Annotated in this window: 20 protein-coding genes; 3 read left to right on the top strand and 17 right to left on the bottom strand. The window is 42.3% G+C overall.

Features of this window, described 5'->3' with window-relative positions; genetic code table 11:
- Positions 1-105 precede the first annotated feature (105 nt).
- From CL181_RS19935 to CL181_RS00040, 4 genes are all read right to left on the bottom strand, one after another.
- Entirely contained in the window at positions 106-246 is a 141-nt protein-coding gene (locus CL181_RS19935; protein WP_176504969.1) for a hypothetical protein, read from the bottom strand.
- A gap of 84 nt (positions 247-330) precedes the next feature.
- Positions 331-738, bottom strand: a complete 408-nt coding sequence (locus tag CL181_RS00030; RefSeq protein ID WP_097297202.1) for a nucleotidyl transferase AbiEii/AbiGii toxin family protein — start codon at positions 736-738, stop codon at positions 331-333.
- Between the two features lie 2 nt (positions 739-740).
- Positions 741-1556 carry a type IV toxin-antitoxin system AbiEi family antitoxin gene (locus tag CL181_RS00035; protein WP_097297203.1) on the bottom strand — a complete coding sequence of 272 codons (816 nt, stop codon included), beginning with the start codon at positions 1554-1556 and terminating at the stop codon, positions 741-743.
- Between the two features lie 208 nt (positions 1557-1764).
- Positions 1765-4920 carry a type I restriction endonuclease subunit R gene (locus tag CL181_RS00040; protein WP_097297204.1) on the bottom strand — a complete coding sequence of 1052 codons (3156 nt, stop codon included), beginning with the start codon at positions 4918-4920 and terminating at the stop codon, positions 1765-1767.
- A gap of 195 nt (positions 4921-5115) precedes the next feature.
- Between CL181_RS00040 and CL181_RS00045 the strand changes: the two genes are divergently transcribed.
- The 3 genes from CL181_RS00045 to CL181_RS00055 are packed head-to-tail and all read left to right on the top strand — an operon-like array spanning position 5116 to position 6130.
- On the top strand, positions 5116-5415 hold the full coding sequence (locus CL181_RS00045; protein ID WP_141398736.1) for a hypothetical protein: 300 nt from the start codon (positions 5116-5118) through the stop codon (positions 5413-5415).
- The gene (locus CL181_RS00050; RefSeq protein ID WP_097297206.1) at positions 5416-5790 is read left to right on the top strand and encodes a DUF6516 family protein; all 375 of its coding nucleotides are present in this window, start codon (positions 5416-5418) and stop codon (positions 5788-5790) included.
- Positions 5783-6130 carry a YgiT-type zinc finger protein gene (locus tag CL181_RS00055; RefSeq protein WP_097297207.1) on the top strand — a complete coding sequence of 116 codons (348 nt, stop codon included), beginning with the start codon at positions 5783-5785 and terminating at the stop codon, positions 6128-6130. The genes CL181_RS00050 and CL181_RS00055 overlap by 8 nt, the downstream gene beginning before the upstream one ends.
- A gap of 198 nt (positions 6131-6328) precedes the next feature.
- Here CL181_RS00055 and CL181_RS00060 read toward each other — a convergent pair whose 3' ends face one another.
- From CL181_RS00060 to CL181_RS00125, 13 genes are all read right to left on the bottom strand, one after another.
- Positions 6329-7318 carry a hypothetical protein gene (locus tag CL181_RS00060; RefSeq protein ID WP_097297208.1) on the bottom strand — a complete coding sequence of 330 codons (990 nt, stop codon included), beginning with the start codon at positions 7316-7318 and terminating at the stop codon, positions 6329-6331.
- Between the two features lies 1 nt (position 7319).
- Positions 7320-8582 carry a restriction endonuclease subunit S gene (locus tag CL181_RS00065; protein ID WP_176504970.1) on the bottom strand — a complete coding sequence of 421 codons (1263 nt, stop codon included), beginning with the start codon at positions 8580-8582 and terminating at the stop codon, positions 7320-7322.
- Position 8583: 1 nt separating this feature from the next.
- Complete coding sequence (locus CL181_RS00070; RefSeq protein ID WP_097297209.1) at positions 8584-9225, bottom strand: hypothetical protein; 642 nt, start codon at positions 9223-9225, stop codon at positions 8584-8586.
- A complete protein-coding gene (locus CL181_RS00075; protein WP_097297210.1) occupies positions 9225-10310 on the bottom strand; it encodes a YhcG family protein in 1086 nt (361 codons plus the stop codon). The genes CL181_RS00070 and CL181_RS00075 overlap by 1 nt, the downstream gene beginning before the upstream one ends.
- Before the next feature lie 274 nt (positions 10311-10584).
- The gene (locus CL181_RS00085; RefSeq protein ID WP_097297212.1) at positions 10585-12135 is read right to left on the bottom strand and encodes a class I SAM-dependent DNA methyltransferase; all 1551 of its coding nucleotides are present in this window, start codon (positions 12133-12135) and stop codon (positions 10585-10587) included.
- Between the two features lie 144 nt (positions 12136-12279).
- Complete coding sequence (locus CL181_RS00090; protein ID WP_097297213.1) at positions 12280-12702, bottom strand: nucleotidyl transferase AbiEii/AbiGii toxin family protein; 423 nt, start codon at positions 12700-12702, stop codon at positions 12280-12282.
- A gap of 1 nt (position 12703) precedes the next feature.
- Positions 12704-13303 (bottom strand): type IV toxin-antitoxin system AbiEi family antitoxin, encoded by a 600-nt coding sequence (locus tag CL181_RS00095; RefSeq protein ID WP_097297214.1) that lies wholly within the window; start codon positions 13301-13303, stop codon positions 12704-12706.
- Between the two features lie 94 nt (positions 13304-13397).
- Positions 13398-14393 carry an RNA-guided endonuclease TnpB family protein gene (locus CL181_RS00100; protein WP_097297215.1) on the bottom strand — a complete coding sequence of 332 codons (996 nt, stop codon included), beginning with the start codon at positions 14391-14393 and terminating at the stop codon, positions 13398-13400.
- Positions 14394-14408: 15 nt separating this feature from the next.
- Complete coding sequence (locus CL181_RS00105; RefSeq protein ID WP_097297216.1) at positions 14409-14573, bottom strand: helix-turn-helix domain-containing protein; 165 nt, start codon at positions 14571-14573, stop codon at positions 14409-14411.
- Between the two features lie 457 nt (positions 14574-15030).
- Positions 15031-16206: a PLP-dependent aspartate aminotransferase family protein gene (locus tag CL181_RS00110; protein WP_097297217.1), complete on the bottom strand. Its 1176-nt coding sequence runs from the start codon at positions 16204-16206 to the stop codon at positions 15031-15033.
- A gap of 39 nt (positions 16207-16245) precedes the next feature.
- Complete coding sequence (locus tag CL181_RS00115) at positions 16246-19158, bottom strand: PKD domain-containing protein (protein WP_097297218.1); 2913 nt, start codon at positions 19156-19158, stop codon at positions 16246-16248.
- A 12-nt stretch (positions 19159-19170) separates the two neighbouring features.
- Positions 19171-20967 carry a TolB family protein gene (locus tag CL181_RS00120; RefSeq protein ID WP_097297219.1) on the bottom strand — a complete coding sequence of 599 codons (1797 nt, stop codon included), beginning with the start codon at positions 20965-20967 and terminating at the stop codon, positions 19171-19173.
- A 19-nt stretch (positions 20968-20986) separates the two neighbouring features.
- Positions 20987-21280 (bottom strand): hypothetical protein, encoded by a 294-nt coding sequence (locus CL181_RS00125; RefSeq protein WP_097297220.1) that lies wholly within the window; start codon positions 21278-21280, stop codon positions 20987-20989.
- Positions 21281-21575: the final 295 nt, after the last annotated feature.

Raw genomic sequence — 21575 nt, forward strand, 5'->3', positions numbered from 1 at the left:
CTATAATATTTCTATTACATAATAGAAGCATCAGCAAAAAAGATTACACTCCCTATAATTAAAATAAATAATTCTTTAATTAAAATCATATTAATACTCTGGCAGCTATTTTACTTTGATGAAATCCAGCATCAACCTCAAATCATTCACTACTGACTCGAAATCAGGAAGGTTTTTTGTAAGTCTTGCAAATTTCAGGATAAAAAGTTCCCTGATCTTATCCGGGTTGAACTCTTTTTCTTTCATAATCATTTGGCGAATAAACAAGTACTTCAAAATCTGGGATGTCCTCATATTCAGGCTTCACTTTTATCCGCATGGGCTTTTCAATCATTTTTCTTTCAGGGAGATGTCATGCGCGATCTTATTCTTGAATCCGATCGGACCAAGGAACTGGACATCAGCAAAAATAGCAAACTCTCCTACATTAAAAGAAGTGAACGAATAATTGATGCTGCTTTTCTTATTAACAGATGAGAAAACCTGCTCAAAACCCTGTTTCAACTCTGAAGGATCAACTTCCTGCATGATAGTGAAGTCCATATCTTCGGAAAGGCGCCATTCGGGAAAGTAAATTTTTCGTATCGCTGTCCCTCCTTTAAAGATCAGGATCTCCCTTAGCTTTGAGTCTTCCTGGTAAATGCCGCTCAGCAGCCATGTCAGAGCGTAATCTTTTTCCAGGGTAGCCACGTTGAAACCTGTCTTCCTGGCTCGCCTTCTTAAATCATTTTCATCCATTTTTAATACTCCATCCAACCCATCAATTCATCCTTTTTGCGATTGATAATGAGTCCGTATTTTTTTGAGTATTGTATAACTTTTTTTGGTCCTAGAGGATCAAGCCACATATATCCTTTTGATCTGCAAGAAGCGATCTGGGAACTTATTTCCTCTGCCAGCCCCAGTAATTCCAGTGCATAACCTATCCTTCTGGTAACCACGCTCACCCCCATCTGTTTTGAGTACTCAAGCAGCTTTACAAAATCCAGTTCATTTCTGGCATTCCATATCCCTTTTATAGCTTCATCCAGACCGCCGCAGTATTTTGGATATAACATGCAATCAACGATAGTTTTCTCTCTTGAAGATATATTGAATGTGCTCCTTGCGGCCTTTTCTTCTACAAATCCAAAAAATCTCTTTTTCGACAAAGTGATGAATTCGAATCGTGTATCACCATAATCTAAATCTTTTTTCCTCTGTGTTGTTGCAATGAAAACAACATTGGGAACCTGTTCGGTCATGCCCCAATAGTTAAGAGCTGTCCAGAAACCGATATAATAAACGTCTATGATATATGGAACGATCAGATAGGGAATCTCAGACCAGGATCCATCATATCCTGCTCGTGCAGGAATAAGGAGGTATTTTCCCTTTTCTATCTCTTCGATCCTTCCCTTTTTCTTTAAACGGTAAACCACATTCCAGACTGAGGGGGTGGATGTCTTGAGAATTCTCTTTGCATCTTTTATTGAGAAGACTGATATTCCTTCCTCTTCTAAAGTGAATAGCAGCCTTAACTCGTTTGATCCTAATCTTATTTTTATTGTAATCATACTCTTGTTAAGTGAGAGTATGATTACACAGATATTAATAATTTTCTATTACTGCATTTGTCTGAATGATCCTAGCGCAGAGGAATATGGAAGGTTGTTGCATGGATCTGGGGGGCTGGGTGTGTTAGATTAAGGTGAGCTGGCGGGGTTTTTGGCTGGGGAGGGAGTTTAATGAAATGGGTACCACCGATGTATTCATTATTTATATTCATCCAGGATGCGCATAAATACTTAATCCCTGCCCAAAATAAGAATCATATACGTGCTGATACACCAGATCGCACTTATGCCGATATAAATCAGGTATATAGCTTCGCGGCAACTTGTCCAGGATCTCATCAATAGACAGCCTAACAGCAGCCCTTGATTGCTGGCGCTTTCGCCAATCAAGAACAAGTTTTTCTTTTTTAAGGATTACAAGAAGCTCCTGTGCCACCTTCTTAACTTCTTGCTCTTCTTTCTTTTTAAGTGTCATCTCAGGCTTTACCAATAGGTCAAATATTGCCAATTCTTCCTCTGTCAATTTTTCTGCGATCCCCCGTTTCTCTTCTGCATTAAGTTCTTGTGCAAATTCCACGAGGCTTGCAAAGAAGGTTTCCACGTTATAAGAACTTGAGTTGTATTCATCTATCATCTTCTGGAACTTTTCAAGGTAATTCGTCCGGCTTTTATTTAATCGAACCATCTGTACAAGCTTTAGATTTATCGCACTCCTTAATTTCTCAGTCTCGATGTGCTTTCGGCTTTTCTCAAAACGCGCCTTCAACGCTTCAAAGTCTATCCTGCTTAAATCCACCAGATGATCAGTATCAGAGGGTTCAAGCGGCTGCCTGATAACATATCCTTCAGTCGAGATGGAATCATCCAGAAGCTCATCCACTGCTTTCATAACTCCTGAAATATCAGCCTCTATTGCCATTCCGCGTATCTTCTCTGCTAATTTTCCAAAGAGAGCCTGCATCGGGTAGAACTCGTTGGCTGCCGCGTCGGGGAGGATAGACCGGTATATTCTGACCACAGTAGCTGCCATTGAAAGGTACTTCGTTTTTGATTCATCGCTTGTTAATATCGCATCAATAGCATCATCTATCAACTTTATGCGATCAAAACCATAGACTGTTTGTATCCTTGGGATGTCAATGCCTCGTTCTGTACAAAATGCTGTGGTTTCCAAAATAGCATTTTTCAGTTGTTCAACGAGCACACTCTTGTCCTTTACTGGAGTTTCCCCTTCATTTATCCCGCCGCCTGAGCCGTAGATTGCGAGTGCTTTTTGCAGGTTCCTGAATACTCCAACGTAATCCACTACGAGTCCATTTGATTTTTCCCCGAAAACACGGTTTGCCCGTGCTATGGTTTGCATGAGTGTATGGTTACGCATGGGTTTGTCAAGGTAGATGGTGGAACAGGATGGTACATCAAACCCAGTCATCCACATAGCGCACACAAATACAATGCGAAACGGATCATCCGAATCCTTGAACTTCTTGTCAAGGTCTTCTTTTACTATTCTCTTGCGATGGACAGCGATATCCAGACCCTTTTTCTTAAAGTCTTCGATCTCATTTTGTGACTGGGATACCACGACCGCCATGTCGGTCTCTTCCATGAATTTGATTTTTTCCTCAAGTTCCTTTTTCTGGGAGTCTGCACATTTTACAAGTTTGGCCTGTAAATCTTTCAGGTACAATTTCCAGTATTTTTGCACTTTATCATACATCCGAACAGCAGTTGCTTTGTCAATAGAAATGACCATTGCTTTCCCGAATTGCCCGCGTCCCATGAAATGAGCTACAATGTCTCTGGCTATCTTGTCCAGCCTATCATCCCTTGTTATCAGGTGGTATTCACGCGCAAACTCACGTTCAAGTTTATTCTCCTGGTCTGGATCAAGTTCAGCCTCATCGATAACTTGCTGCAGGTCTTCATTTAATTCCTTATTGGTGAGTTGAAGCTCTGGAATACGATTTTCATAATAAAGCGCAACTGTGGCGCCGTCATCTACGGATTGCTTGAAGTTGTAGATGCTGACATAGTCCCCGAAAACCTCTTTTGTCTTTTCTTCACCAAAAATAAGAGGAGTGCCTGTAAAAGCGATGAATGCAGCCTTGGGAAGAGCATTCCGCATGTTCAGTGCAAGTGTATCATACTGGCTTCTGTGCGCCTCATCTGTGATGACAATAATATCTTTCCGATCTGAAAGCATAGGATAGGTTTCGCCTTTCTTTGTATGGAATTTCTGGATAAGCGTGAATATGTAGCGGTGGTCTTCACGCAGTAGCTCCTTTAAGTGATCTCCGTTCTCTGCCTGCACCTCTTCCTCAGTCACAGCACCTGTGCCTGCAAAATTCTTGTATATCTGATTATCAAGATCCAGCCTATCGGTCACGATAAGGAACGTGAAATTACCAGGAATTTTACGAAGCACTTTCTGCGAAAAGAAGACCATGGAGAAACTTTTCCCGCTGCCCTGGGTGTGCCAGAAGACACCGAGGCGCCCGCTGTTATTTTCGATCTGCTTCAATGCCTCAGTAGCATTATTCACACCAAGGTACTGGTGGTTCTTCGCAACCAGCTTAACAATCCCGCCGCTGGCTTCACTGAACAGCGTGAAATTCTCGACAATATCAAGAAGGTGCACCGGATCGCATGTTCCCCGGATCATTGTATCCAGTGAAACAATACCCTCCTCGCCTTCGCTATTGATCTTTTTCCATTCAGCGAAGTGCTCCCACTCTGCTGTCATGCTGCCTATTTTGCTCTGGCTGCCATTTGAAAGGATAATTAAGCCGTTATACCAGAATATCTGCGGTATTGCATTCTTGTAGTCTCGCAGGTTATCCCTGTATGCATGTTCCATTCGTTTGTGGGATGCCTTAAGCTCGATAAAGATAAGCGGCAGACCGTTGACAAATCCGACAAGGTCAGCGCGGCGCTTGTACATCTCACCTGTTACCCAGAACTGCGATGCAAGGAAGAAGTCGTTATTAGACGGCTCATTCCAGTCGATTACCTGGATGTTCTCAACTGTTTCTTCGTTTTCTTTGCCCCGAAACGTTACTTTCACGCCGTTCTTGAGCAAATGGTAAACCTCACGGTTAGCATTTGAAGGGCTCATGACGCTGCGGTCGCGTTTCAGTTCTTCGATGGCAAGCTCTATAGCCTCTGATGGCAGGTCGGGATTCAGATGCACAAGCGCAGAGCGCAGTCTTGGCACAAGTACCACTTCACTTGTGGCGTCACGTCCAAGAGTGCCGTTTGAGCCGACCTTCTCGTAGAAACAGTTAGCGGTTTCCCAGCCAAGCTTGCGGAATAGTTCGATTGCTGGCTGCTCGACAAGCGAATCTTCGGAGTAATCGTTCATTTGCTATTCTTTATGTTAAATTATTATTTAAAGATGTGTATATATTAACCGCGCTTTCATGATGCTTTCTCACTGCATATTTAAGCGCGCTATATACAACTTTATTTGTTTTTTCCTTATCTACTGCCAGCCCTGTTATCCTTAATAGCGATTTAACAATAAGTTTTAACTTATCATAAATCTTAATGTATATTTATGCACAGTGAAGATTCTGTTTCGGGAATTACAGCAGATCTAAGTCATATGATAGGCTTACCTGAGAATGAGCTTATCCATAGAGGTCTGGTATCCTTTATAGAAAAGGAAATCAGGCTTGCAGAGGCAGATATAGCTGATCTGATTGACAGGTATAATGTTGCCCTGAAAGAGGATCTGTATGAGGCAATCAAGTCAAAAAAGATGCCAAGCCATCCAGCCTGGGAAGATTACATTGTCTGGAAGAATAAAGAAAAATATATCAATGATTTGAAAGTTCGCCTCGGCAGGGTACGATAGATGCTTTTAACGTATAAAGCGCTTGAAGATATCGCGAGAACCGATTTTTCAGATATTGTCAAAGATACAGCACTTATTGGCGGCAAATCTGCACAGCCAAATAAGCTGAGAATATATCTGAAAGAGGGGAGTTTCCTTGATGTCTGGCTCAGCGACGAGGACGATTATTCATTCCACTGGGAGCAAAGAGCAGTGAGGGGATTGGTTCATCGATGGGATAATGCTCCCGATCATCCTGAGATCGAGACTTTTCCGCACCATTTCCACGATGGTAAAGAGGGCAATGTCAAGAGCAGCGGCTTGAATACTGAAAACATTGATGCATTTAAAGAGGTTCTTGGTTTTATCAGGAATACATTAAAGGGATATGAATAAAATTGATATTAAATGCGCTGTATGCGCATCACAGACCGAAGAAGCGAAAGATCTCGTTATAACTTCAACAGTTCAGGGCCGTGAAATCGTGATCACTGGACTTACCGGCACACGCTGCCCTGAATGCGGCGAACAGTATGTGGATGCAAAATCAAGCAGGAAAGCCCTGGAGATCGCCAATAAATTCCGTAAGCCAGCGATCGTCTTCAAGCGGAAGGTCACAGTAAGCGGAGGCAGGCGCGTGATAGGGATACCTGAGGAGATCGATCGGGCGCTGGGGAAGAAAGAGAACGTTGACCTCTGGCTTGAAGGGAATAAGATCGTAGCGGAAATTTATTGAGCCTCGACCACGACGCGCGGCTTCGATGCCCATGAGCGCATGGGCGATTGCGGGGTGAGGGTATAGCGAGGGCACCAGAGAGGATGGGGTTTATTCATGTTCCTCCTAATATGTTATTCAGTAGCCATATATCAATATTTCCCAGTTCGCGAAAGAATATGGGCTTGACAAAGGTATCCGTGGAGTAGTCGCCAGTGTTCATATGTGATCACTTTTCATTATGCTTGGCGTACCTTTCTTTTTTATCTCTAACTGCTGGGTGAGATATGCACCAAGTTTCTTTAAAGAGCTTGCTAAAGTAACGACCTCTCCACTATCGATGTGAATTTTTCTACCAATGACAGCATATGGATCATTCGTCAATTTTAGATATGCTTCATCCACTACTCCCATTTTATGGGCCAAAAGATGACGCTTCTGAAAACATCGACAGGCAAGCTCCCACTCTGAATCGGTCAATCCAAAAGCAAAATCAAAGTCGAAGATTTCTTGGATGCGTTTCTGTGCTCGAATTAGATTCTGAAATGAGAGGTTCTCAGCCTTATCTGGAGCAGTGGCTAATGAGGCATAGACACGAAGTATCTCACGTCCAAATCCGTCGAATGCTGATACCATATTTTCTAATGCATCAGCAATTAGGCAAGCTGAAAGCTCTGCTTGAACAGTTGTAGACAATACGATTTCCTTTTCAGCCAGTTCAAGGTTTTTTTCCAATATCTGTAGTGAGTTGTGAGTGCCACAATCAGGACAAAAAGCGAACACTCCGTATATTGCATAGCGAAGAGTGCAGCGGTCACATACGATTTCTGTTTCAAGTTTTTTTTCTCTGTAGTAACGAATCGCGTGAGGTTTGCCAGTAACTTTCAAGCTGATTCCAATCCCAAAGCTACCTTGAGACCGATGCTCGAACTCCATTGATTTTAGATCTTTAAGCAGCGCACCAGTTATTTGATTGATAGCGAAAGATTTGGCGTATTCTATCTGCTCCTTAGTCCAGAACTGTTTCTGATTTGCTTTATAGCCACAATAAGGGCAATGGAATAGTGGATCGCCTTTTAGACCTGTACCTGAGATAATCTTGAAGTAGCCTTCGCAATCGGATTGAGGGCATTCACGGCCTATGTAGCCATTCTCATCAAGCGGAATTGGTATACTGATTTTGTCGCCTAAGCGTTTCAGGTTGTTCATGTTAGACCTCCGTTTTGATTTCGAGGTTGGACACGTCCACCTCGCCAGATATGAGCTTCGGCAGCAGCAGGTCGCGGGTGCGGCGGAGGTTGGTATTTCTATCTAAAAGATTATTTAGCATTCTTCTAATTGTTGAGACAGAATCTTCAAATTGAATGCGAATATCATCAGGTGGAATAAACATATTAATATCTGTAATAACCCCAGCGCTTGCACTTTTCCGTGTCGTTCCTGTACTTGCTCCAGTCACGTAACCTTGATAGCGATCCGATTGTAAAAAATAAAAAAGGTAGTAAGGTGATATACAGTTCGATGTGATCTTTAATCGAATGAGGTAGGATGCAAAGACAGCATCAATGTTCTTTTCAATAATGCCAACTTTCCCTGGATCTGCCATGCGGATTACCAAGATATCTCCAACTTTGATTTTGTATTTAGAATAATCGTCTGCGTTGATGGGGCAAAATGGTACCGTATCCCATTGAATATACGAGGTTTTATTGATATCCATTCCTCTAATGAACTTGGGGCCAATTTCAATTTCGCTTGCAGATTCTGTGTAACCATATTGTGTTTCAACAAAAGCAGAGAGCTTTTTCACTTCCCACCCCTCCGGCACCATCCCAAGCTCCGACTCCACCATTTTCACCTTCTCATGCCCCGGAAACCTGAAATTAACGAACCACTCGCGGTAGAGCGCATGCGCCATCTTTTCCAGGATTTTGATGCGCCGCGTGTTGTTCTCGATGAGGTCGTCGTAGGCGCTGAGGATGGCGGCGATTTTGTGTTGGGTGGGAAGGGGCGGCATCAGAAAATTAAAAGTTAATAATTTGTCAAGACTAAGGTTATCTTGTGTTGTACCCTTTGAGACATTTTGCATCCTTAGTTTCATCGTATCCATGCAATATTTTACAAAGCGCACATCCGCTTTTTTCGGGTCAGCAACGAAACCAACAATACTATCTGGAAAGCACGCTTCGATTTTAAGAATTGCAGTTTCAGCGATGTTAGCTGCTATAGTTATTAATAGAGTTTCTGGTTTCCAGAGCTTACTTTGGGACAAGCCTTTTTCATTGTATGTCTGGCTATATTGTGAGATGTATAGATTTGCAGCTTTGACTTCTCCTGTTTGAATGAAAGGATATTTACCTTCATATAAAGATGGATCATCTCTTGGACGATGCTTTGATTTGCCTCTTCCAATGAAGCCTAACTCGTCAAGCTTTATATAACTCCAACCCAGTCTCAGGGCATCATTCATCATTTTACCCCTCCATCAGCTTCGCATTCAGATGGGGCGCAAGAAACTGGCGCTTCAAATTTGACAGGATAACAGGATGAACAGGATTAAAAACGTATCCTGTCGATCCTGTTAATCCTGTCTGAAAAATCACATCAATAAAAAACCGCAGATGAACGCCGATTAACGCAGATACGCTTGCGCCAGATGCCGGACTTTTCAGAGAAGAGCAAACGTGATGGAACGCGGATCTCCACGCATGGCGAGAGCCATACGTGTGGGCGACGTCAACTGACGCAACGGTTGACGCGGATAAACGCGGATCGAATTTCCTAAAAGTTAAAACCACAGAGTGCACAGAGGACACAGAGATGGGTTTAAAAAATCTCTGTGCTCTCTGTGTGCTCTGTGGTTCATTCGGATATGTACTATTGATTGATTTTTCGGATAAGATATTATCCATGAAGATCCGCGTCATCCGTGTTCTGAACTGCGGCTGTGCTTTGCGCTCTTTGCGTCTTAGTATAAAAAAAATTAACAACGAACTCGTACGAACTCCATACAAACTCATGCTATCGGAGTTCGTTTCAGTTCGTATCAGTTCGTTGTTTTTTTCATGTTCATTGCCGGCTTTGCGGTGAGCTGCGCCGTAATCTCCTATAACCATCAACCTGCTCCCCCCAGCAGCTTCCGATCTCTCTTTATTTCTTTCAATTCCAGTTCCAAAAGCTGCTTTTCTCTCTCCAGTTCTTCCTTCAACTCTTCTTCAGATGGCAAATAGAGTTTGTATTTAGAAGCAAAAATCCGATTGCTGTTCTCAAGCAAGGTATATTTGACCATCGCCTCGTTTTTATGCGAACAAAGGATCAGACCGATAGTAGGATTATCGCTTTCTTGTTTCATTTCTTGCTCGAAATAGCGCACATAAAAGTCCATCTGCCCGATATCCTTATGCGTAAGTTTGCCGATTTTCAGATCAATAAGCAGGAAGCATCTAAGCAGATAATTATAAAATACAAGATCAATATAAAAGTGGTCACCGTCGATGGTAATTCTCTTCTGCCTTGCAACAAAGGCAAAGCCTTTTCCCAGTTCAAGCAAAAATTCCTGCAATTTATTGATCAATCCCTGCTCAAGGTCACTCTCCATGAAATCCCTGGAATCTCTCAAATTCAAGAATTCCAGAACATAAGGGTCTTTTATAATATCCTCTGGTTTCTGGACAACATGACCTCTTGTGGATAACTCTTTAACTTTATCCTTATTTTTACTCAATGCAATTCTTTCATATAGCAGACTCCCAATCTGTCTTTCAAGTTCCCTCGTGCTCCAATTGCCTTCAACAGTTTCAAGCATATAGAAATTTCTTGCATCTTCTTTCTCTATCCTGAGAAGCAGCCTGTAATGAGTCCAGGTCAATTCGCGACGCAGTGCGTCGCAATTTGGAAACGTTAGATAAAATTGTCTTATATTTCTTAGATTTGTCTCGTCGAAACCTTTTCCATATTCCTTAGTAAGCCTTAAGGACAACTCCTTAATAAGCGCTTTCCCGTATTCAGCCCTCTCTTTTCCATGCTGTTCCTCATCCACAATTACCTTTCCTATATTCCAGTATGCCAGAACCATGGCGAAGTTAATACTTCGATAAACTGCGCTTCGAGCTTTTTCTAATATTTGTCTTATGCTCTTGTAAGTGGAATCAACAGAGGGAATCGTTTTGGATATTTTATTTTTCCTCGGATTCAGATTCATTCCGTATCATCCGCCTTCGTGCAAATGAGAGTGAAGTTTGTCCTCATGTGACTCAAATGATACTGCATATTTCTCGCACCATTGGTGCGAGAATTACAATGTAAGAGATATTCTGCAACCATTTGCTGCAGTTTTTCATCACACTTAAATTTCTGCCACAATTGGTGGCATAAATAGTGAATATAATTGGACGAACTTAATTTGGCAGACAGCGTCTGCTGATTTCTGAAAATGATTTGAAAGACCGGCATGTTTCTTAGATAGCTTATAGCACTCATTGCACCTCTAACAATTTGGATACATTTTCAGATATTCGTCCTTCCAGTTCCCGCGCCTCAACATTGAGAATCTCAAGCTCCTCATTCAATTCCTCCAGGCGCTCCTTGAAATCAAAATCATCAGCCTCTCGCTCTGCCACTCCAACATAACGTCCTGGATTCAGGCTCCAGCCCTGCGCCTCTATCTCGGAAAGTGAAGCCACTTTGCATAATCCAGGCACATCTATATACTTACCGTCAGGGAACTTTTCTTTCATCATCGGCGCGCTGCCATTCGTTGTCTCGGTTTGCTCGCCCCTGTATAACTTCACAATATTGCCAAGGAATTCGATTTGATCTGGCATGAAATCGCGATGCGCACGGTCAACCTGATGGAAGATGTGCCTCGCATCAAGAAAGAGTACTTTGTCCTTGCGTGGGGTTTTTACCTTGCCGCGATCAAGGAACCAGAGCGTGCACGGCAGCGTGACCGTATAGAAGAAGTTTGAGCCTATTGCGACCATCACATCCACCGCGCATTTTTCGATAAGCGACTTTCGGATATCCTGCTCGCTTCCCCTTGCATCGCTGGCAGAGTTTGCCATCACGAATCCGCTGCGTCCGTTCTCATTCAGGGCACTGTAGAATTCCTGTATCCAGAGATAATTTGCATTATCTGGCTTTGGCATTCCGAAAGGAAAGCGGGGGTCATCCTTAATCCGCTCCTTGTCCACCCTGTCAACGTTAAAAGGGGGATTTGCCATCACGAAATCGAACTTACCTACACTTTTATGGATATCTTCATAGTAGCTGTTGCCCTCGCGAATATCACCTGAGAGACCATGCACTGCGAGGTTCATCTTGCACAGGCGCACAGTTTCAGCGGTCTTTTCCTGCCCATAAACACTGATCTCAGCATTCGGATTCTTCTTGTGGTTTCCCACAAAGCGCGCGCTCTGGACGAACATGCCACCTGAGCCGCATGCAGGGTCAAAGATGCGCCCATGGTATGGTTCGATTACTTCGACTATGAGTTTGACGATAGAAGTGGGTGTAAAGAACTCGCCCCCTTTCTGTCCCTCGCTCATAGCGAACTTGCCCAGGAAATATTCGTATATCTTGCCGAATGCATCGCCTTCGATATCCATAGGCACAGAGTTGAAAGTCTTTAATAATTCGACGAGGGTGCTGTTATCGAGATGATTATAGTTTTTCGGCAGTATGTCCTTTAGTTCTTCGTTCTCAATCTCAATGGCACGCATCGCCTCATTGATGGCTTTTCCAATATCTGCGCCTTCCGGAAGGTTGAGAAGTTTTGAGAATCTTGAGGCTTCAGGCAGGTAAAGGACACCTCGCGCCTGGTAATCGGTCTTGCCAACGGCCCGACGACCTGTGCTCTTTCCTTCCAGTTCCTTCTGTGCAACCGTAAATTTATGATCTGCGTAGCGCAGGAAAATCATTCCAAGAACCGGAACTGAGTATTCCGAAGATTTCAATTTAGAATTTGCCCGAAGCTCGTCTGCGGCAGACCACAGGCGCTTTTCGATCTCGTTATGATTGCCAGCCATATTTATACCTATTTTCTCCTTTTTTATTGACCCTCAAAGGATGTAAGACATCCTTTTTAATGATTTGACATATAACTAAGTATATATTTATAAACATGCGGTTTTTAATTGTTATATTATATGAAAAGTTCCCCGCACTTGATGCTATGAAACAGACATCAACCCATCAACCACCCTCTTCGCCGCAACCTCATATGGAATGACCACGCCAAGCAGCGGTAAAAGGTCTTTGCTCCAGCCTTTCTCAAGCTGCGCTATACGCTCATTCATTTCCTTGCTGGAATAACTCTTATCATAAAGAGCAAGCTTGCTGTCTATTAATTCAATATCGGGTTTTACCCCTCTTTCCAGCAGGAACCACAGGTCATAGAGATCTCTTGCCATTCCTCTAACCAGCAGCGCCCACACCTTTTCAGCAAATATATGGTCAAGACTTGCCGCTATTAAACCGATTGTCCTCGAATACAGAAGGCTAAGGAACACTGCCTGTACGTAGTCTCTCTCCTGGGTAAATAGCGATACCCTGTTCTTCAAGGCGATCTTTTCGATTTGTTTCCTCGTCAGCATGCTAAGTTTCCCTCCATCCAAGGATCTCTTCTTCTTTCATATTCACATTAACATGCCACTTTTTATCCCAGACCTTGCACTTTTTTCTTGCCGGATCAAGCTTGACATACTCATTCGACGAACATTCCAATAATATCCCTGCATCAGCGCCGAATCTCTCAAGCAGGTATCCTAATCTTGAGCAAAGGCTCCTGGTCTTCATGGCTGATGCATACTCAAATAGTTTCTCAGGATCAACTTTATCTTTTGCATTATAAACCGCTTTTATCACCTCAGCCATTCCGCCTGCATTCTGAGGGAGGTAAAGACTATCAATGACTGCCTTTTCTTCTTCTGCGATCAGGAAATCAAGTTCTCCTATTCTCTCTTTCCTGTATCCGAAAAACTTCTCCGGATTTATCAGTATATATTTGAATCTGGAATTGTTGAACTCAACCTCTTTCTTTTTCCTGGCAGATGCAAGAAAAACCATGATCGGAACCTGTTCTGTAAAGCCGTAGAAATTCAGGGCGCTCCAGAAACTCACATATGAAGGATAAACAACCCTTGACGCTATGAAAAACGGATTTGAAAGAACGTGCTCTGGTTCAAAACCAAGCAAGAGATACTTTCCTTTCTCTACGGATTTAATAAACCCTCTCTCCTTTAGCCTTGCAATAATAGTATATGCTTTTTCAACAGGGACTTTTAGTGAACTACCACCCTACAAGTAGGGTGGCTTTCTGTTTCATTGCTTCTCTATTGAGATTGCTTAAACAGGCTTGAAATCCCGCAGTTCCTGCGGTACTCCTATTTTCTATTACATTTGCCGATACATGATCCCTACCAGCTATCAAACCACAATTAGGACATCGATGTATCCGCATTGATAGTTTTTTTGGTACTGGATGACCGCAAATGCATACTTGTGACGTTCCTCCTGGATTAACCCGTTCAACTATTTTCCCAGCGTATTCTGCTTTGGATTTTGTTAAATTGATCAACTGTGACCAACCTGCATCTGAGATGGATTTAGCAAGATGATGATTCTTCACCATGTTCTTGATCTGTAAATCCTCAAATACAATATGGTCATATTCTTCAACAAGTTTTCTGCTTATTTTATGGGCAAAATCTTTTCTCTGATTTCTGATTCTTCGATGTACTTTAGCTACAATGATTCTCTGCTTGTTCCTATTCTTTGACCGGAGTTTCTTTTTTGAAAGGTGTATATGTTCCCTTGCAAGTCTTTTTTCAGATTGTCTTAAGAATTTAGGTGGTTCAATCTGTGACCCATTGCTCATTGTTATCAGTGAAATCAATCCAACATCAATTCCTGTTTTGGTCTTGATCTGAACAGGTATTATTGGAATATCAATATCACATGAAAAGGTAACATACCACTTGTCAATATCTTTCTTGATGGTACATGTCTTGATTTTGCCTTCGATCTCTCTATGTTGAATGATCTTGATATTTCCTATCTTTGAGAGATTAAGTTTTTCAGTTTCAAGTTTAAAACCTGATTGTGGATATGTGAATGAATTGTATCTGTTTCTTCCCTGAAATCTCGGATAGCCGAAACCATTAAAGTAATTCTTAAAACTTCTATTCACTCTTTTCAGGACATTCTGGAGAACCTGAGAGAATACTTCTTCCTGGTAATCTGTTTTTGAATCTGACAAACCATTAGCCTGATCGTAATAGTTCAACCATTCCTGTTTTTCTCAGGGAGTTACCCCAAATGTTCTTTCCAGTTCGTTAAGTTCTGCTTGCCTCTTTCGTTCTGCAATAGAATCGTTGTAAAGATGTCTGCATGTGGAAAGTGTTCTATCCAGTTTAACTTCCTGATTCTTAGTTGGATATATTCTGAATTGATATGCTTTTTTCATGCTGACTCTGAACAATCTATATATGGTTATGACACTATATATTCGTTATGCCTAACCCTAAATCTGATTCTGAACAAATCCTTTTTTGGGTTAGGCATTACAATTGCAAGGGGTACGATTCATCCCCCGGACAAGTCCGGTGGTATTCTCTACCCCTTGACCCCACGTTATAAACCCGCAAGCTCACGCACTGTGAAATAGTAATATTCCTGCTCAAATAACGATTTTATGATGTAAAAAGTTTTTTTCCTAAAGTTTCTGAAGAACCAAAAAACAATAGAACCCCATACTATTATTTAAAACAAGCCCTGATCATCCATCCGCCCGCAGGCGGCGCAGGGTCATTCCCTGACCGGGCTTTAGCCCCATTTTTCCGCCGTCTGCAGATGGCGCGCCCGTTCCTTGAAAGATGATAAGCTTAAAAAAGAATTGTTATGGAATAAATTCTCAGGGCTTCTTATTGATTAACCTCAAGCGCCTGTTCCAGATCATGGATAATATCCCTTACATCCTCAAGGCCAACTGAAAGACGAATAAGTTCATCCGAAATCCCATATCTTATCCTGTCCTGCCGCGGAACAACTGCATGGGTCATCGTGGCAGGATGCTGTATGAGCGTTGCAGTCTCACCAAGGCTTACCGCCAGCGTGCAAAGCTTGAGGGAATCAAGAAAAAGAGGCACATCTTTTGCGTCTTCCAGTAGAAATGCCATCACGCCGCCAGCTCCACTTGCCTGTTTTCTTCCGAGTTCATACTGCGGATGCTCCGGAAGTCCCGGATAAATTACGCTTTTAATCAGATCATGTCCCTGCAGGAATTTTGCAACTGCCATTGCATTCTGGTTATGCCTGTCCATCCGGATAGGAAGGGTCTTCATTCCCCTTATGATGAGCCATGACGAGAACGGGGTGATGGAGCCGCCAAAGTTCTTTGCCGTGTGCCTTGCTGATTTTATGTAATCCGAAGAACCTACGATTATCCCGCCAAGAGTATCCCCATGGCCGTTCAGGTATTTTGTGGCGCTATGCACAACCACATCTGCACCAAGTATAAGCGGCTTCTGGAGATAAGGTGTCAGGAATGTATTATCAACCATCACTTTCGCACCTTTTTCATGCGCAATATCGCTTACGGCTTTGATATCCGTGAGTTTCATCGTTGGATTTGCCGGAGATTCAAAAAAGACAAGTTTTGTATTCGGGCGAAAAGCTTCTTTTACATTTCGCAGATCTGATGTATCGGTAAAAGTAACATCAACGCCATAATCTTTAAGTCCAACGAACAGGTCATATGTGCTTCCATATATCACTTCATCGGCAATCACATGGTCACCACCTTTGACTGATGTGAAAACAGCGGCGCAAATCGCTGCCATACCTGTTGTTTGCGCAAGCGCTGCCTCCCCATCCTCAAGATCTGCCATTTTCTTCTCAAGCACTTCAGTCGTTGGATTCAGGCCGCGTGAATAAATATATCCTTTTTCGCGCCCGCCCATCAAGTCGGATGCATGTGCAGCGTTCTTAAATTTAAAAGGTGCAGTCTGGTAGATCGGGGTTGTGACTGACCCGGTATCTTCATGTTTTTCTCCTGAATGGATGGCGCGTGTGGAAAATCCTGATTTTTTTGAGTTCATTCTAATCTCTCTATCTTAAATTTCTTTTTTGCCCGTATATTATTTTCTCCTATTTCGCCGGACCATAATTGCCAATAAAAATGTCGTTATTACTAGAACTGCCTCAAATCCTGCTGACTTTTCCAGAGGGGTTACAATTTTGGTTTCATTTGAAACTGCCCTGATAGTTGGGGTTGCGATTGGTGTTTCTGGTAGTATTTCAGACTGCAATGGCTCATGCTTGACTCCCCCGAACTTAACAAGCTGGAACCCTCTTGCCGTCACATACCCGCCGTCATATGTCGGTTTGATAGAATATCCCTCATCTTTCTTCTGCCACTCGATGTTCCCACCAGGATCCAATTTAACGAATTTTACACTGTAGATTTCACCATAGATATCAGTCTCATAGTCATTCTCAGGACGTTCCTGCACGATCACTGAATAAATGTAACCGCCATCCTGAGCCGCAGAAAAAGATGCTTCATATGCCAGTTTCTTTACTCTGTTGCCCTTTCTCCACTGTTCATTTCCCTGCGAATCGATTTTCATGAGCCATATTTCTGTGTTCCACTCAGGTCCTGTATATTTATCTGTGTAATCAGCTTTATAATCAGTCCAATTCGACGGATTAAAGTAGCTTGAAGTACCCATCATTACGAAACCTCCATCTGAAGTTTGAAGACCCGGACCGGCATGATCCATTATAGATTTTATGTGTGTCCATGCCCATTTTTCATTACCTTTTTGATCGGTTTTTATAAGAATTGCATCAGGATGGGGACCACCATATGGATTCCACCATGTTCCAGTAACGTAAAAACCGTCAGGGGTTTCCTGAACACTTGACAAAATATTTTGTCCTGTCCTGTTTCCTCTTAATATCCTGCTCCAGCTATAATTTCCATCAGGATCGGTTTTCAAAAGCCAGGCATCCAGATTATCACCAGATCCCCATTTATTGATTCCCGCTATGACATAACCGCCATCATTCGTCTGTGCGATGGTGCCATTTTCTCCGGATATTATCCCGAAACCCATAATTGATCCCAATCCTTTACTATTAAAGAGCCTGTTCCACTCCTCCATTCCGGTTTTATCTATTTTGATAAGCCGGATATCCGACATGTTGTATTCCCCTGCAGCCATGAAACCGCCATCTGAGGTCTCGATGACGGATTTTAATTCAACTCCCTTGAATGTCATGTTCCACTTTTCTTTTCCATCCGCATCGGTCTTTACAAGCCATCCATCATAGATGGAATCGTTCCTCCCCGCAATGATAAAACCCCCATCAGCAGTCTCCTTCGCATATTTTGCACCGCTAAAATTTCCAAAAGTCACATTCATTGTTTCAACAGGTGCTATTAATTCCTGAACAAACACTTTTTTCCTGGTTGAGTTCACACCTGCGCTGTTATTCATTATAGTCAATTTTACTGACACTTCCCCGGTCTTTGCGTATGAATGAGTGACCTTTTTCCCTGTTGTATCACTGGTGTTCCCATCCCCGAAATTCCATCTGTAATTCGTAATATTCCCTTTCAGGTCATTGCTCAACGATGCATCGAACGTTACTGTCTGGTTCACTCCCGGATATTCAGGCTCATAAGTGAACACAGCAAATGGATTATCTCTGCTTTTGAACTTCATCAGCTTTAAATTCCGGCGGTCGGGGCTGATTCCCACAACAACATATCCGTCTTGCGTCTTCTTTGCCTGAGTATCAATGGACCATGAAAGTTCGTCTCTTAAGACCTTCTCCCATAGCTTGTTTCCACGAGAGTCAAGCTTAACAATGCATGAACCCAAAATTGAATCATAATAATATTTTGTTCCTGCAAATATGTATCCACCTTCATTTGTCTGTTCAAAATATGATATTGACATTATAGACATCTCTGTCATAATTTTTTTCCACTGCTCATTTCCGTTTGAATCTACCTTTAGAAGCGATTCATCAGGCGAGACAGAATGGATAAAAAAGCCTCCATCCTGGGTCTGAAGAAATAAATCAAATGAATTGTAAGTCTTATTCCACTGTTCCTGTCCATCCGGATCGGTCTTTATAAGCATTGTTTGTGATCCTGAAGTGTCTGTAACTGCAATTGCATATCCACCATCAGAAGCCTGCTGGACAACGACCGCTCTTCCTCCGGTTTCCTGATATGTCCTGTTCCACAATTCATTTCCAGACTGATCCGATTTCTTAAGCCAGGTGATATTAGAATTATATGTTCCTGCAAGGACAAAGCCTCCGTCGGATGTCACCTGGAACGAAAAAGCCGATTCGTTTGTTTTCCCAAGCGTCAGATTCCATTCCTCGCTGCCTTCTGGATCGATCTTCATGAGCCATATATCCACGGCGTGTTCTGTAACCTTACAATCCTGGCACGGACCAGTATTTCCCATAACAAGGAAACCGCCGTCTGGCGTCTCCTTCACAGACCTGTGCGCCTCATTAATACGACCAGTGATATTATTTCCTCCGAAAGACTGCCTGGATGGTCTATCCTCCTTGAACTCCTTTTTCCATTGCTCGTTCCCTTGCGTATCTGTCTTTATGAACCAAAGTTGGGAAGAGCCTGTGTCGTATTTATTAGTGCCCCCTGCGATGAGGTATCCGAGGTCAGAGGTTTGCATGATATAGGTGATATAAACTCCCCTGTCTTCGTTCTTCTCTCTTAATATCCTGTTCCACTGCTCATTCCCCATTGAGTCGGTTTTTACCAGGAAGTAATCTTCAGGATACCTTCCATTATTTGAATTTTTACTCAAAGTACCAATAATAATGTACCCGCCGTCAGAGGTCTTCTGGATGCTCTGAACATTGTATATATCTCCGACTTTATAAGTCCGGTTCCATTCTTCTTCAAGGAACTGTTCACTCGATTCTGCAAGGGCGCTTGTGCATGTGTTCACGAGCACGCCCAGAACGATCAACGTGATTGTTATGCTATTGTATTTTTTCATATTCCTCTATTGTTAAGGTGGCGGAATCTCGCTTACACCTCCTGAAAATAGGTTGATCTTAGAGATCGTGTCGTAATATTTCAAATGAAGTTCAAATTTTTCGCTTTTATTGCTGATTACATATGGAGCGACCATTCCACAGATCGGTCCGGAGTCTAAGCTGCGCCCGAGCAGATTCCCCTTTGAATCATAGGCTTCTGCGCTTAGAAAAATATAGTAATCTTTATCATATTCATTTTTGAGAGTACCTCGAATAACAATTCCCGCATCTCCCGCTCTCGCCGGGTCCCCGGGACGCCCACAAATATCTTTTTCTTCCAGGGTCGTATAATTCAGGTAATAATCCAGAAGTTTAGTTTTATCATATTCAACAGGATTTATTTTTATTTTTGAAATATCGGGCGCAGTGGAATCAGGTTGAGAAGAGATCTCATGCCACTTTTCATTTGACACATCCACCACGTATATGTTACGGTCTAACCCATCTTTCCCTAATTCCCATGTCACAAAAGCTACCTTAGATCCATCTGGATTCCACTCCATTTGATCTATACCTCCGGTGTTAACTTTTGTAAGCAGTTTTCTATCGTTTCCGTCTTCATTCATAATCCAGATCTCAATTTCCTGGGTTTCGTCTGCGTCCAAAAAAGCCTTTTTCCAGGAGCTATAAACAACCTTTGACCCATCGGGGCTCAACCATCCCTCTTCCGAGTTGTTCGAAAGATTTGTCAATTGTTTTTCATTACTTCCATCGAGATCCACCATCCAGATATCAAAACCCTTTTGATTGTCAGCGAGATAAGGCGACCACCAGTATTCAGGTTGCATTCGCAAATACATTATATTCTTACTATCGTCGCTCCATTTAGGCCATGCGTCAGCCCCAACAAATGAGGTCAATCTCCTGCTCTCTCCGTTTTCTGTATTTATAACAAAAATCTGCTGAGCCGCTCCTGCTTCCGAAAGTTCAACAGAAGGCAAGGCTACATACTTGCCATCGGGACTCCATACGACTGCCCCGTGAGCGGAGTATTGTACGATGCCATAACTCAAATGACCAACGAATCTCAATTCATTATCTTTCAAATCCCATACCCATGCAGTTCTTTCATGCTCTTTGGCGATCAGCTTTTGTCCATTCCAGGTATCTTCCTGCACAACGGGTATAGAGGCTTTCGTCCCGGCTTTGTATCTTATCCATTTTCCATCTTTTTCATTCCATACCCATGTATAGCCAGTTTCTTCCATTTTGGTGAAGAATAGCTTTGTCCTATCTGGATTCCATGAATGCATATCATACATTAGTCCCCGGGTACTTCCGTCGCTAACATATTTTTTCTCAAGAGTGAGTTGGGCTATTTTATTTTTGTTTTTCCCATCTACTCCCATCGTATAGGCTACGAATCTATCTTCTTTTTCCAAAGAGTTATTGGTTTCTATGTAAAATATATCCATTCTGTCAGAAGAAAAAACAACATCACAGCAAACACCTGTTAAAAAAGTTGCGCTGTTACTTTCTGCATCCGCTTTCCATATCTCTTTCTGTGAATCCTGTTTTTCGTTCTCTCGTATGTAAAACACAAATTTTCCATCCTGGCTCCATAAAGGTGAATGTTCATCCATGGAAGTTTTTGCAATCGCTTTGATCGATGTCTCAGAATTAAGACATCCGCCAGGCAAAACCGACAATAATAGAAATATCAGGACGGTGGTTACAATTGTGTTCCTTGATTTCGTGATTACTCTTTCTTCCTCCCGCCTGTACACATTGCCTGAAGCATCCTTATTGCTGAAACTTACTTCGATCATAGGTCATCTCCGAAATATCTTAATAACAATTAACCCCGAAGGCCGTTAGCAAACCAAACAACGTAACCATTATTAAAGGAGCGAGAGACGACTGTGGCATAATATCTATGCCCATAAGAAGCTGAATAATACCTTCTCCATCCCGGACAGGAATGGCAAATCCAATAACAAAAGCCCCTATAAATCCAATAATCGATCCAATGATACTCATCTTTTTATTTCTTAAGATGAAATAAAGAATAAAAGATGATATAACAATCGGCAACACTATTACAAATATCGGTATTAATGCAAATCCTAATCCTTCATCCATTCATCTCACTCCTTATGGTCTTATAAATGAAAATGCATAACAAGTCTTACCGTAAATTTCCCCAAATTTGAAACAAGTCCCACGATATGGACCACTTATTCTTTTACCATCTATGAAATCCTTTATTTTTTTCCAATCATCCTGAGAAACTTTGCACACAGAGAGTGCGCCGATCGGGGTTTGAACCCGGGTTATTTGTTTGTAATATCCGCTCCTGGTAGTACATTTTTCACCATTTAATCCTTAACTCTGCCTAAATTAAGTAATATCTCAATTTTACAATCTTTATAAACAG

Origin of the sequence: Candidatus Methanoperedens sp. BLZ2 (assembly GCF_002487355.1) — an archaeon.
Lineage (GTDB): Archaea > Halobacteriota > Methanosarcinia > Methanosarcinales > Methanoperedenaceae > Methanoperedens.

Excerpts from the sequence above, each read along its gene's own strand:
- CL181_RS00040 (WP_097297204.1), bottom strand. The coding sequence starts at position 4,920 with ATGAACGATTACTCCGAAGATTCGCTTGTCGAGCAGCCAGCAATCGAA.
- CL181_RS00030 (WP_097297202.1), bottom strand. The coding sequence starts at position 738 with ATGGATGAAAATGATTTAAGAAGGCGAGCCAGGAAGACAGGTTTCAAC.
- CL181_RS00105 (WP_097297216.1), bottom strand. The coding sequence starts at position 14,573 with ATGAAAAAAGCATATCAATTCAGAATATATCCAACTAAGAATCAGGAA.
- CL181_RS00050 (WP_097297206.1), top strand. The coding sequence starts at position 5,416 with ATGCTTTTAACGTATAAAGCGCTTGAAGATATCGCGAGAACCGATTTT.
- CL181_RS00085 (WP_097297212.1), bottom strand. The coding sequence starts at position 12,135 with ATGGCTGGCAATCATAACGAGATCGAAAAGCGCCTGTGGTCTGCCGCA.
- CL181_RS00065 (WP_176504970.1), bottom strand. The coding sequence starts at position 8,582 with ATGATGAATGATGCCCTGAGACTGGGTTGGAGTTATATAAAGCTTGAC.
- CL181_RS00115 (WP_097297218.1), bottom strand. The coding sequence starts at position 19,158 with ATGAAAAAATACAATAGCATAACAATCACGTTGATCGTTCTGGGCGTG.
- CL181_RS00120 (WP_097297219.1), bottom strand. The coding sequence starts at position 20,967 with ATGATCGAAGTAAGTTTCAGCAATAAGGATGCTTCAGGCAATGTGTAC.
- CL181_RS00060 (WP_097297208.1), bottom strand. The coding sequence starts at position 7,318 with ATGAACAACCTGAAACGCTTAGGCGACAAAATCAGTATACCAATTCCG.
- CL181_RS00075 (WP_097297210.1), bottom strand. The coding sequence starts at position 10,310 with ATGAATCTGAATCCGAGGAAAAATAAAATATCCAAAACGATTCCCTCT.
- CL181_RS00125 (WP_097297220.1), bottom strand. The coding sequence starts at position 21,280 with ATGGATGAAGGATTAGGATTTGCATTAATACCGATATTTGTAATAGTG.
- CL181_RS00035 (WP_097297203.1), bottom strand. The coding sequence starts at position 1,556 with ATGATTACAATAAAAATAAGATTAGGATCAAACGAGTTAAGGCTGCTA.
- CL181_RS19935 (WP_176504969.1), bottom strand. The coding sequence starts at position 246 with ATGAAAGAAAAAGAGTTCAACCCGGATAAGATCAGGGAACTTTTTATC.
- CL181_RS00090 (WP_097297213.1), bottom strand. The coding sequence starts at position 12,702 with ATGCTGACGAGGAAACAAATCGAAAAGATCGCCTTGAAGAACAGGGTA.
- CL181_RS00070 (WP_097297209.1), bottom strand. The coding sequence starts at position 9,225 with ATGGTTATAGGAGATTACGGCGCAGCTCACCGCAAAGCCGGCAATGAA.
- CL181_RS00045 (WP_141398736.1), top strand. The coding sequence starts at position 5,116 with ATGCACAGTGAAGATTCTGTTTCGGGAATTACAGCAGATCTAAGTCAT.
- CL181_RS00110 (WP_097297217.1), bottom strand. The coding sequence starts at position 16,206 with ATGAACTCAAAAAAATCAGGATTTTCCACACGCGCCATCCATTCAGGA.
- CL181_RS00055 (WP_097297207.1), top strand. The coding sequence starts at position 5,783 with ATGAATAAAATTGATATTAAATGCGCTGTATGCGCATCACAGACCGAA.